This window comes from Kitasatospora sp. Root107 (assembly GCF_001424875.1).
GTDB lineage: Bacteria > Actinomycetota > Actinomycetes > Streptomycetales > Streptomycetaceae > Kitasatospora.
This window is the reverse complement of the sequence record NZ_LMCT01000014.1, coordinates 126,081-138,091: the sequence shown is the minus strand read 5'-3', so window position 1 is coordinate 138,091 and position 12,011 is coordinate 126,081. Positions and strand designations below refer to the sequence as shown.

11 protein-coding genes are annotated in these 12,011 nt (G+C 71.3%); 4 read left to right on the top strand and 7 right to left on the bottom strand.

The genetic code is table 11. The features are described from left to right. Window positions 1-609 carry an acyltransferase gene (locus ASC99_RS16005; protein ID WP_057232566.1) on the bottom strand — a complete coding sequence of 203 codons (609 nt, stop codon included), beginning with the start codon at window positions 607-609 and terminating at the stop codon, window positions 1-3. A gap of 37 nt (window positions 610-646) precedes the next feature. Then, on the bottom strand, window positions 647-1,687 hold the full coding sequence (locus tag ASC99_RS16000) for a glycosyltransferase family 2 protein (protein ID WP_057232564.1): 1,041 nt from the start codon (window positions 1,685-1,687) through the stop codon (window positions 647-649). 153 nt (window positions 1,688-1,840) lie between these two features. Here ASC99_RS16000 and ASC99_RS15995 point away from each other — a divergent pair, with 153 nt between their 5' ends. After that, the gene (locus ASC99_RS15995; RefSeq protein WP_057232558.1) at window positions 1,841-3,307 is read left to right on the top strand and encodes an LCP family protein; all 1,467 of its coding nucleotides are present in this window, start codon (window positions 1,841-1,843) and stop codon (window positions 3,305-3,307) included. On the opposite strand, the gene ASC99_RS15990 is transcribed toward ASC99_RS15995, so the two are convergent. Then, window positions 3,304-5,142: a hypothetical protein gene (locus ASC99_RS15990; protein ID WP_057232556.1), complete on the bottom strand. Its 1,839-nt coding sequence runs from the start codon at window positions 5,140-5,142 to the stop codon at window positions 3,304-3,306. The genes ASC99_RS15995 and ASC99_RS15990 overlap by 4 nt on opposite strands. A gap of 72 nt (window positions 5,143-5,214) precedes the next feature. Continuing rightward, window positions 5,215-5,361 (bottom strand): hypothetical protein, encoded by a 147-nt coding sequence (locus ASC99_RS39415; protein ID WP_162257883.1) that lies wholly within the window; start codon window positions 5,359-5,361, stop codon window positions 5,215-5,217. A gap of 123 nt (window positions 5,362-5,484) precedes the next feature. On the opposite strand from ASC99_RS39415, the gene ASC99_RS15985 reads away from it, so the two are divergent. After that, window positions 5,485-5,961, top strand: a complete 477-nt coding sequence (locus tag ASC99_RS15985; RefSeq protein WP_235502471.1) for a hypothetical protein — start codon at window positions 5,485-5,487, stop codon at window positions 5,959-5,961. A 14-nt stretch (window positions 5,962-5,975) separates the two neighbouring features. Here the strand turns inward: ASC99_RS15985 and ASC99_RS15980 are convergent, their stop codons facing one another. Continuing rightward, on the bottom strand, window positions 5,976-6,521 hold the full coding sequence (locus ASC99_RS15980) for a Uma2 family endonuclease (RefSeq protein ID WP_057232554.1): 546 nt from the start codon (window positions 6,519-6,521) through the stop codon (window positions 5,976-5,978). Window positions 6,522-6,839: 318 nt separating this feature from the next. Between ASC99_RS15980 and ASC99_RS15975 the strand changes: the two genes are divergently transcribed. Next, window positions 6,840-7,403, top strand: a complete 564-nt coding sequence (locus ASC99_RS15975; RefSeq protein WP_057232552.1) for an EF-hand domain-containing protein — start codon at window positions 6,840-6,842, stop codon at window positions 7,401-7,403. 111 nt (window positions 7,404-7,514) lie between these two features. Next, the gene (locus ASC99_RS15970) at window positions 7,515-8,306 is read left to right on the top strand and encodes a VOC family protein (protein WP_057232550.1); all 792 of its coding nucleotides are present in this window, start codon (window positions 7,515-7,517) and stop codon (window positions 8,304-8,306) included. 74 nt (window positions 8,307-8,380) lie between these two features. Here the strand turns inward: ASC99_RS15970 and ASC99_RS15965 are convergent, their stop codons facing one another. Beyond that, entirely contained in the window at window positions 8,381-10,957 is a 2,577-nt protein-coding gene (locus tag ASC99_RS15965; protein WP_057232548.1) for an ABC transporter permease, read from the bottom strand. Between the two features lie 17 nt (window positions 10,958-10,974). Then, entirely contained in the window at window positions 10,975-11,763 is a 789-nt protein-coding gene (locus ASC99_RS15960) for an ABC transporter ATP-binding protein (protein WP_057232546.1), read from the bottom strand. Window positions 11,764-12,011: the final 248 nt, after the last annotated feature.

Genomic DNA, 12,011 nt, shown 5'->3' with positions numbered 1-12,011 from the left:
TCAGGCCTCGACTTGAGCCTCATGCAGGACGCCGTCCGTCTCGACGTACTGCTCGCCGGTGCGGGGGCAGTGCCAGCGGCCGTCGCCCGCTTCGGCGAGCGGTTCGCCCGCGCGGCCGACCCACTTGATCCGGCGGGCCGGGACGCCGGCCACCAGGGCGAAGTCGGGGACGTCCCGGTGCACCACGGTGCCCGCCGCGACCAGCGCCCAGCGGCCCACGGTGACGCCCGCGACCAGCACCGCACGGGCGCCGATCGAGCAACCCTGACGGAGCGTCACCCCCTGGGCGTGCCAGTCGTCGCCGCGCTTGAGCTTGCCGTCGGGGTCGACCGAGCGCGGGTAGAGGTCGTTGGTGAGGACGGCCGCCGGGCCGACGAAGACGCCGTCCTCCAGGACGGCGGGCTCGTAGACCAGGGCATGGTTCTGCAGCTTGACCCGGTCGCCGATCCGGACGCCGGGGCCGACGTACGCGCCCCGGCCGATGATGCAGTCCGCGCCGATCACCGCGTCCTCACGGACCTGGGCCAGGTGCCAGACCGTACTGCCGGGCCCGATCACCGCCCGCTCGTCGACGTCGGCGCTCTGTTCCACCCGCACGGAGTTCCCCATGGCGCCGAAGATAGCGCCACGGGGACCGCGGGGAAGGCTAGTTGGACTCGCTGACCGGCTGCATCGGTTCGGGTGCCGTGCTGGCGATCACCCGGCGGGCCAGCTTGCGCGGGGAGGTCAGGAAGCCGAAGCCCCAGCTCAGGTGCATGGTGGCGAGGGCCAGCGGGAGCTGGAGGCGGGCCTTGGGGGCGAGACCGCGGCCCTCCAGCAGCGAGCCGCCCGCGATGGCGAGCAGGTAGCCGCCGGGCAGCACGAAGAAGACCGGGTGCAGCGCCGCGCCGAGCACCAGCCCGCCCAGCACGCCGAGCAGGGCGGCCGGCGGGGCCAGGTAGCGCAGGTTGACCGAGCCCTTGTGATAGCGGGTGACCACCCGGCGCCACCGGCCGTAGTCCCGGTACTGCTTGGCCAGCGCCCCGACGGAGGGCCGGGGCCGGTAGGTCACCTTGAGCTGGGGGGTGAACCAGATCAGACCGCCGTCCTGGCGGATCCGGTAGTTCAGCTCCCAGTCCTGGGCCCGGAGGAACTCCTCGTTGTAGCCGCCCAGCCGCTCCAGCACCTCGCGGCGGAACACCCCGAGGTAGACCGTCTCGGCGGGGCCGGCCAGACCGCCGGTGTGGAAGGCCGCGTTGCCGACGCCGATCTTGGAGGTCATCGCGGCGGCGACCGCGTGCTCCCACTCGGTCTCACCCTCGGCGTGCATGATGCCGCCGACGTTGGCCGCGTCCATCTCGCCGAGCAGCCGGACGGCGGTGGCGACGTACCCGGGCGTGAGCAGGCCGTGCCCGTCGACCCGTACCACTATCGGGTGACGCGAGCCCCGGATCGCGGCGTTCAGCCCGGCGGGGGTGCGGCCGGTCGGGTTGGGAACGGTACGCACCCGGTCGTCCTCGGCGGCCAGCTCGGCGGCGATCGCGTCGGTCCGGTCGGTGGAAGGACCGAGGGCGATCACCACCTCCAGCTCGCCCGCGTACTCCTGTTCCAGGATGTGCCGCACGGCGGTGCGCAGGTGACGTTCCTCGTTGAGCACCGGCATGATCACGGAGACCGCCGGCAGCTCCTCAGCAGCCTTGGTGTTCATCGGGGCCAACCGTACCGGCGGCTGCCTGGCCTTGTCAGGTTCGGCCTGCTGCGCGAAGTCCGCAGGAACGTTTCATCGACCATCCCGGCGTCCGGCGTACCCGGTCGGCGCGCCCCCACCGGGCCGCCGGACCCCCCGCCTACCATCCGAGAGATGCCGTCCACCGCCCTCCGCCCCGAGCAGGTACGCACCCCACGCCGCCGCTGGGGTCGCTGGCTGGCGGGCGCCGTCTCGCTCGCCGTGCTGGCCACCTCCTGCGGGGGCCGGGCACTGCTGGACGGCGTCGGCGACGCGATCGGCCGGGTGGACGCCTTCGACCGGAGCCATGACCGGCCCGCTGACGACGGGGTCACCACCTTCCTGGTGGTCGGCACCGACGATCGCGACGGCATCCCGGCCGACACCCTGAAGAACGTGCTGCACGCGGGCGGCGAGTCCTGCCACTGCACCGACACCATGATGATCGTCCAGCTCGCCGAGGACGGCGGCCGGGCCAGTGTGGTCAGCATCCCGCGCGACTCCTACGTCACCATCCCGGCCCACCAGGACCTCGCCGGTGGCAGGCAGGTGCCGGAGGGCCACGGCAAGATCAACGCGGCGTACGGGATGGGCGGCGCCCCGCTCACCGTCCGCACCGTCGAGCAGAACACCGGCCTGCGGATCGACCACTACCTCCAGATCAACTTCCTCTCCTTCGTCTCCACCGTGGACGCGCTGGGCGGCGTCGAGGTCTGCAGCTCCCGGCCGCTGAAGGACGAGTACTCCGGCCTCGACCTGCCCGCCGGGACCACCCGGCTGGACGGCGCCGGGGCGCTCAAGTACGTCCGGGCCCGGCACCTGGACGGCAGCTCGGACCTGGGGCGGATGCAGCGTCAGCAGAAGTTCCTGGCCCAGCTGCTGCACCAGGCCACCAGCAGCGGCACCCTGCTCAACCCGGTGAAGCTCACCCGGGTGACCGACGCCGTGCTCAGGTCCGTCAAGGCCGACAAGGACCTCTCCACCGAGGACCTGGTCCGGCTGGCCACCCGGCTCAAGGACCTCTCCCCCGCCCGGGCGGACTTCACCACCGTCCCGGTCGCCGACATCAACTACCAGGTGGAGGGCTGGGGTTCGACGGTGCGCTGGGACGCTGCGGGGGCCAAGGCGCTGTTCGCGGCCGTCCGGGAGGGCCGACCGCTCACCGGCCGGGCCGACGACGCTGCTTCGACCGCCTCGTCCGCACCGGTCCAAGTCACCGTCCCGCCCGGTCAGATCCACGTCCAGGTGCTCAACGGCGCGGGTGTCGTCGGGCTCGGCGCCCGGGTGGACGACGACCTCCGCAAGGCCGGATTCGCCACCACCGGCGCCCCTTTTAACGCGGGCGGCGGCTCCACCACCCGCACCGTGGTCCGCTACGACCCGCGCTGGGACGAGTCGGTCAAGACCATCACCGCCGCCCTCCCGCACGCCGAACTCGTCGCCACTCCCGGCCTCGGCGCCACCATGCAGGTCATCGCGGGCACCGACTACACGGGCGTCACCGGCGTGGCCGCCCCGCCGTCGGCGGCGCCCTCGGCCCCCTCCACCTCGGTGGCCCCGGCGGTCGCCGCCAGCACCGGCACCGAGATCAGCTGTCCCTAGAAGCGGGCGTTCAGGAAGGTCACGACCGTGAGCAGCAGGTACGCCGCCAGGACCGCCCGATTGGCCATCAGCTGACGGTACGACAGCGGGCCGGCCGCCCGCCCGGTGGGCCGGTGCTCCTCCGCCGCGGCCGCATGGGCGACGGCGGACGCCAGGTCCTCCGCCCGATAGCCCCGGGGCCGGAGCCACCGGGTGACCCAATTCCCGAACCCGAACTCGCCACCGCCCCGGATCCGGATGATCACCCGGCCGTTCTCCGCCTTGGCGCCGCTTACGTCCTCCCAGTCGGCCTGTCGGCAGGTGAGCCCGGTGGCCACCCAGACGCCGCGCCGGTCGACCACCGCCTGCCAACCGAGCGCGGCCACCATGCCGACGAACGCGAGTACCCCGAACATGAGCGGCTGCAACAGCCCACCCCACCAGCCGTGGTCCGAACGGCTGACCACCGCGAAGCCGAGCAGCAGCGCAGCCACCGGGCCGGACGCCAGCCGGACCGGCGCGGGCATCGACCAGCGCACGGCCTGTACCGGCCCGGCCGGGATGGGTGTGGTGGGTGCGGTGGCAGGGGGCGCGAGCGCTGAAGGCCGGTCGCCGCGTGGGCGGACATCCGGCGTGCAGACCACGGCCGTCCAGTCCACCGGAGGCCGGCTGACATCGGACGAGTCGTCGGCTTCCCAGGAGCGGACCAGCAGTTGGGCGAACTCCCCGTCAGGCCCCTGGTAGAGCAGGGCCTCCATCGGGTCAGCCGGATACGCGAACTCCTCTTCCTCGTCCTCTTCCACGTGGTCGGGTGCCCCGGCCTCGTCCTGCCGGCTGCGGATCTCCTGCGTGCTCAGCTTCCAGAGCGGAGCTCCGGACAGCGGCCCGACCAGTTCGTCACTCTCGGTCGGGTGCGCGAGCACTCGGAGCGCCGGAGCCCCCGGCCGGTCGAAGCCGCGCCTGAGCCGGACCGCCCGGGCGGCGGAGGCCAGCGCGATCAGCCCGGCCCCGCCGGTCAACGTCGCGGCCATCACCCAGACCGTCGGGTCGTACGGGTCGCCCGCGAGCCGGACCCAGCCGTCCTGGTCGGCCAGCAGCGGCAGGGTGTCGCCCTGCTGCGGGGTGACGTCCCACCAGACATCCAGCTCGGCGGAGCGGTCGGCGGCTTCGTCCGGCAGCCGGTACCTGAGCGTGGTGTCGCCGGCGTCGTCCGAGGAGAGCACGGTGCCCTGCACCAGTTGGGCCCCGGCGGCCCGTTCGTCGCTGACGGCCTGCCGGTACAGCCCGAGGCCGAGCAACAGCACTGCCGTGCCCAGCAGCAGCCACCCCAGCACCCGGCGCCCGGTCGGCCGGACCAGGTCGGCCGCGAACGGGGACGGCCCGCCCGCCGCCGTCCACGGGTACGGGGCCTCGGGCCCCATCAGGTCCACGAGTTGCTGCCGCGCCCGGCGGCGGCCGGCCTCGACGACGGTCAGCAGCCAGGCCAGCAGCACCTGCCCGAGCAGCACCACCCAGCGACTCGGCCCGTCGGGCAGTCCCTCGGGCAGGTACCAGACCATCGGCAGCAGCGCGTACGGGACGAGCACCTGCCCCCGGGGCCGGGCCAGCAGGACCAGCGCCTCGGCCAGCAGCGCGACGGCCACCAGGTCCTCGGCCCAGTTCTGCTCGCACGGCTGGACCGGGCTGCAGACGGCGGGGAGCCCGGCCCGGACCATCGCGAACAGGCAGAGCCCGAGCGGAAGCAGCACCAGCCATCGGCTGTCCCACCGGTGGGCGGTGCGGGCGGCACGCCACCGGTCGGCCGCGTCGGCAGTGAAGGGCACGCCGGACGGCAGCGGCGGGTCGGTACTGGGCATGCGGCAGATGATCTCACCAGCACACGAACGGGGGACCCACACCCCCGTGAGGTCGTGGACCTGGTCGTGGACCTATGAGACGCGCTCCAGGAGCATGGCCATCCCCTGGCCACCGGCGGCGACGATGCTGATCAGCGCGGTGCTGGGATCGTCATGGCGCAGCGTGGCCAGCGCGGTGGCGGTCAGCCGGGCGCCGGCCACCGCTACTGGAACGGCCAAGCGGCGATCAGGCCACTCCCCTGCCGGACGAAACACCGGAACATGTCTCAGCGAAGATGGACTGGCATCGGCGGTGCCGCCGTTGCGGACCTTCAACGCAGCGACCGAAAGGGGGCGGTGACCTTGGGTGACACCATGTCAGCCGTTGATCCGGACTGGGATCCGGACGAGCACGTGCGGTTTGCGCGGTACCGCCGTGCGTTCGGCGAGGTGACCTCGGAGGATGCAGCTGGTCTTGTCACCCGTGTACTCGCCGATCCCGATACCGGGATGGCCAACAGTGCGGTCTGCGAATACCTCGACCGGCGGGCTGCCGGGCTGCTCACGGACCCGGGTTATCCGGCCTGGTGCCTGGAGATGACCGGGCCCGTGAAGACGGACGACTTCTCGGCCCGGCGCCTGCGCGAGTGGACCTTGCTGCGGGCGATCACCCTGGACGAACCGTGGGACGCCGAGCAGCTGCTCGCGGCGTCCCACTGGCTACAGCTGCGCATCGCCGAGGGGTCGTCAGCCAGAGCTGCCTTGGCGGCGCTGGCCGAGGACGGTCGTACCCGGCGCATCCGTAACACCGCCAACTCCCGGCTGCCACGAGCCCGGTAGGCGGCGCGCCGCCCTCAGTACGGCAGCAGGCCGGTGGTGCTCAGCTCGAAGTCGAAGGGCGCGGGAATGCGGAGGGTCTCTCCGAAGTCGACGTCCTCCCGGCGGTGGTATCTCGTGCCGTCCGGGCGGCTGAACAGCGTGACGGTCTTCTGGCGGGCATCAATGAGCAGGTAGAGCGGGATGCCCATCAGCGGGTAGTCCCGGACCTTCCCCACCCAGTCGTTCTCGGGGTTGGAGGGTGAGACGAGCTCAATCGCGATCGCTGCCGCTTCCGCGGAGACCTGGTTAGCGGTGGTCTCCAGGACGCCCTCCGGAAGGTACGTCAGATCCGGGTTCCGGCTCTTGCCGACGTTGGGCGATACGAGGTCGGTGTTCTCGCTCGGCAGCAGTCCGGCCGGGGTGCAGGCGTCGAACTGGCGACGGACCGTCAGCAAGTTCCGTTGGTGGATGCCGGACGGGCTGACCATCATGACGATGGTGTCGCCGGAGAGCTCGACCTTGAACCCGTCGGGCAGGCTCCTGCGGGCCTCTTCGAGGAGTGCGAAGTGCTCGGGATTCATGGCCTCAGCGTAGTCGCCGCGACGATGCGGTGGAGGCAGCGCGGCGGGTCGGCAGGTCCCTGAGGCGCACTCCGGGACGAAGAAGATCGGTGCCGGCAGGGAGGAAATCTTGCTCCCAACATGAAGGCCCACCAGGAAGGGTGACGGCCACCACGCCGAGCCGCAGGCAGCCGCCGCGTTCCTGGAGCAGCCCGGCCCCGGTGCGCAGATTTTCTGATCGGCTGCCGATTGGTGCATCCGGTGCGGTGCCTGTTGCCGCCCGGCGCCACCGCTCCATAGGCTCGCCCACGCAACCGGCCCAGGACGAAGGAATACCGTATGACCATCGCAGCCAGCCCCGACGCGCTCGACCGGAAGATCGACCTCTGCTTCGGCCAGGTCGACCTGGACCGGAACGGCATCATCGACGCCTCGGACGTGCTCGGGCTCGCCGCTCGGACGATCGCCGCTGCGGGCGAGGACTTCGGCTCGCCGAAGGCGGTCGCGATGCTGACGGCGTCTCAGGGGTGGTGGCGCGCACTGGTCGCGGATCTGGACACCAACCGGGACCGGAAGATCCAGCGGCACGAGTACCGGGCCGGGATGCGGCTACTGGCGGAGGCGCCGGGGGCGTTCGACGACGTGCTGCGGCCGATGGCGCTGGCGGTGTTCCGGCTGATGGACCGTAACGACGACGGGGCGATCTCGGCGACCGAGTTCTGGGACTTCCAGCGGGCGTTCGGCTCCTCCGAGGCGGCGGCCCGGTTCGCCTTCGAGAAGCTGGACACCGACCGGAACGGGGTGCTCTCCGAGGCGGAGGTGCTGTCAGCGTTCCGGGGCTTCTACACCAGCACCGATCCGGACCAGGTGGGCAACCACCTCTTCGGGGACGCCCTCAACTGAGACCGGCCGGCAAGCCGAACGGGTGAACCAGGTCGTCGGAGGTGGCCTGCTCCGGGCGGGGTCGGCATCGTTGCCCTCAGTCCGATCGACCGACGTCCTGGAGGACTCCTCATGCTCGGCACCGACTTCAGTGCAGGGTCGCCCAACTGGCTCGACCTCGGCAGCCCTGACACCGACTCAGCCGCCGCGTTCTACCGCTCCGTCTTCGGCTGGTCCTTCGTCTCCGCCGGGCCCGAGGCCGGTGGATACGGCTTCTTCCAGGTCGACGGGAAGACCGTCGCCGCCCTCGGGCCGCTCACCGAGGATGGGGCAAGCTCTGCCTGGATGATCCACTTCAAGGCGGAGGACATCCAGACCACCGTCGCCGCCGTCACGGCCGGTGGCGGCGCCGTCCGGATGGAGCCGACGGACGTCATGGGCGAGGGCTGGCTGGCCCAGGCCACCGACCCGCAGGGCGCCGAGTTCGCCCTCTGGCAGCCGGGCAAGACCGCCGGGCTGGAGCTCACCTCGGCCCCGAACACGCTGCTCTGGGCGGAGCTGCACGTACCCGACCCGGTCGCCGACATCACCTTCTACCAGGGCCTCTTCGGCTGGCGCAGCCAGGAGATGCCGGCGCCCGGCATGACCTACCGGGTGCTGAGTGTCAGGAAGGGTGACCAGCAGGAGGCTTCCTTCGGCGGGGTCGCACCGATGGACGGCGGTGTGAGCGGCGGGGTCGAGCGCCCCCGCTGGGTGCCGTACTTCCACGCGCAGGACGTCGACGCCACGGTCGCGACGGCCCAGGCCAACGGCGGGTCCGTGCTGATGCCGGCGGCGGACGTACCGGAGGTCGGCCGGATCGCCTGGCTCGCGGACCCCTTCGGCGCGGTGTTCGCCCTGCTGCGGCCCGACCCGCAGATGTGACGCTCGCGACGGACATACGAGGGAGGGGCCGCACCCCCGTGGGCGGCCCCTCCCTCGTACTGCCTGGCGGTGCGTCAGTCGGTGGCGATGGCCGCCAGGACGTTCATCCGGCCGGCCCGGAAGGCCGGGAGGAGGGCGGCCAGCAGGCCGATCACGGCGGAGGCGAGCAGGATCACCACGATGGTGGTGACCGGGACGGTCAGCAGGGCGACCCCCGAGTCCGCCAGCACCTGCTGGGAGGTGATGCCCCAGGCGAGGCCGAGGCCGGTGCCGAGCAGTGCGCCGAAGATGGCGATCACCACGGACTCCAGGCGGATCATCCGGCGGAGCTGACGGCGGGACAGGCCGATCGCGCGGAGCAGACCGATCTCCCTGGTCCGCTCGACCACCGAGAGGGCGAGGGTGTTGACCACGCCCAGGACCGCGACCACGATCGCCAGGCCGAGCAGGCCGTAGACCATGTAGAGCAGGGTGTTGACCTGGCTCTGGATGATCTCCTTGTAGCCCGCCTTGTCGGTGATCATCAGCTGCGGGTACGCCTTGAGGGAGTCCTCCAGCGCGGCCAGCACCTTCGCCGGGTCGGCGCCGTCGGCGACCACGGCGAACATCGCCTTGTCAGCCGGCTGCTCCGCCACCGGGACGGCCTTGGTGACCGTCTCCAGGTTGGCGAAAGTCCCCTGGAACATGTCGCTGTTGGCCTTGATGATCAGCCCGACCGTGAGCTGCTGGGTGTGGCCCTGGCCGTAGTCGGCGGTGATCCGGTCGCCCGTCCTGAGGCTGTGCTCCTTGGCGAACTCGCTGCCGACCGCCACCCCGCCGACCTCGAACGCGGCCTGCGCCGAACCGGACTCGACCGGGATCCTGAAGTCGTCGACGAAGGTCTTCGTGGCGGCAGCCAGGTGCTCCTTGCTGCGCTTGCCGTCGGGGGTGAGGTACTCGACCGGGAGTGACTTCTGCAGCGTCAGGTGCTTGAGGCCCTGGGTGCCCTGGGCCGCCGTCACCATCGCCGGGGTGAGGTCGGCGTTCGTCCTGGAGGCGACCACGTAGTCGGCGCCCACGGACTGGTCGATCTGCTCGTTGGCCGAGGAGACCATCGAGGAGGTGACCACCGAGGCTCCGGTGACCAGCGCCAGGCCGATCATCAGCGCGGCGGCGGTGGCACCGGTACGACGCGGGTTACGGGTGGCGTTGCGCTGCGCCAGCTTGCCGGAGGGGCCGAACAGTGCGGGCAGTGCCGCCCCGAGCACCCGGATCACGGAGGTGGACAGCAGCGGACCGATCACCACCAGGCCGACCAGGCTCAACACCACACCCAGACCCAGCAGTTGGCCACCGGAGGACGCGGTCGAGGCGCCCGCAGCCGCGGCCAGCAGCGCCGCGCCACCGGCGGTGAGCAGCACCCCGATCGCGGCCCGGATCCGGTTGGCCCTGGCCTCGGCAGGCGTGCCGTGGTCACGCAGGGCGGCCATCGGCGAGATCCGGGAGGCCCGGCGGGCCGGGATCCAGGCGGCCAGCACGGTGATCACCACGCCCACCGCGTACGAGGCGATCGGCACGCTGGCACCGATCTCCAGGTCGGCGGAGGACAGGTTCATCCCGGTCGCCTTCATCAGCTGGATCAGGCCGATGGCCAGGCCGATCCCGGCCAGCAGGCCGAGGGTGGAGCCGAGCACACCGAGGATCAGCGCCTCGATCAGCACCGAGCGGTTGACCTGGCTGCGGCTGCCGCCGATGGCCCGCAGCAGGCCGATCTCCCGGGTGCGCTGGGCGACCAGCATCGAGAAGGTGTTGATGATCAGGAAGCCGCCGACCAGCAACGAGATCCCGGCGAAGCCGAGCATCGCGTACTTCATGTAGTCGAGGAAGCCCATGTCGGCCTTGCCTTCGGCCTTCTGCTCCTCGGCGGTGAGCACCTTGTACCCGTCGCCGAGCGTGGCCAGCGCGGCGGCCTTCAGCTCCCCGTTGCTCTTCGAACCGTCGCCCGTCACCTCGACCGAGCTGAGCGCGGTCTTGCCCAGCAGGTAGTTCTGAGCGGTCGGCAAGTCCATGAAGGCCAGCGCCGCACCGGGGTTGGTGGTCTGGAAGGTGGCGATGCCGGAGATGGTGAAGTCGTGATCGCCGTTGGCGGTGATCGCCCGCAGCTTGCTGCCGATCCCCAGGCCGGCCTTCTTGGCCGTGTCGGCGTCCAGCATGATCTGGCCGGTGCCGGCCGGTGCCTTGCCCGAGGTGATCTTCAGCATGTTCTGGTTGTCGTGCCAGGAGCCGGTGATGGTCGGGGCACCGGAGGTCGGGCCGACGACCTTGTTGGTGAGCGGGTTGGTCAGCACCGCGTTCTGGACCGAGACCTCACCCCGCACCGACTTCACGCCCGGCAGTGCGGCGATCTTCTGCTCGGTCTCGACCGGGACGGTGCGGGGCTTGCCGCGCTCGCCGTCGCCGCCCTGTTCGTCGTCGTTTGCCTCGGGGACGGCCTGCCGGACCGAGATGTCGGAGGCGGTGGTGGCGAAGAGCTTGTCGAAGGTGGCGGTCGCGGTGTTGGAGAACACCAGGGTGCCGGAGACGAACGCGACCGAGAGGACCACAGCGATGAGCGAGAGCGCCATCCGCCCCTTGTGGGCGAAGAAGCTCCGTAGTGACGTCTTGAGCAGCATTGGTTTCTGACCCCGTCTCAGCTGGTGCGCTTGCCGTCGAAGCGACGCATGCGCTCGAGGACGGAGTCGGCGGTCGGGGCGTGCATCTCGTCCACCAGGCGGCCGTCCGCCAGGAACAGCACGCGGTCGGCGTAGGAGGCGGCGACCGGGTCGTGGGTGACCATCACGATGGTCTGGCCCAGCTCGTCGACCGAGCGGCGGAGGAAGGTGAGCACCTCGGAGCCGGAGCGGGAGTCGAGGTTGCCGGTGGGCTCGTCGCCGAAGATGATCTCGGGGCGGGCGGCCAGCGCCCTGGCCACCGCGACGCGCTGCTGCTGGCCGCCGGAGAGCTGGGTCGGCCGGTGCTTGAGGCGGTCGGCCAGGCCGACGGTGGAGACCACCGTGTCCAGCCATGCGGCGTCGGGCTTGCGGCCGGCGATGTCCATCGGGAGCGTGATGTTCTCCAGCGCGTTCAGCGTGGGGAGCAGGTTGAAGGACTGGAAGATGAAGCCGATCTTGTCCCGGCGCAACTTGGTGAGCTGACGGTCCTTCAGGCCGGTGATCTCGGTGTCACCGATCCAGATCCGGCCCTCCGAGACGGTGTCGAGCCCGGCCAGGCAGTGCATCAGGGTGGACTTGCCCGAGCCCGAGGGCCCCATGATCGCGGTGAACCGGCCACGGTGGATGTCCACGTCCACGGCGTCGAGGGCGGTGACCCGGGTCTCCCCCGCGCCGTACGCCTTGGTCACCTGCCGCGCGGCCGCGGCCGGGGCCTCGGGGCCACCGGAAAGCTGCTGGTCCTTCACGGCGCTGGCTGCCGTCGTCACTGGAGTCTCCTCGTTTGTGGTCCACCCGTCGGCCCCAGGTTCCCGCAGCGCACCCGTCCTGGGACATGGTGTGGTCTGCCGTCTTCTTCCTGGGGCTACCCCCACCCTCCAGGTGGTGCTGAGTGGAGTGGCGAGGTAAGAACCACGTTAGGAGCGCCGTCCGAACAGATCGTCATCCGCCGGGAGGAAGCCGACCAACGACCGATGTACGGGCTGCGGGCCCCCTCCCCCTAGGGGTTCCCGCCAAA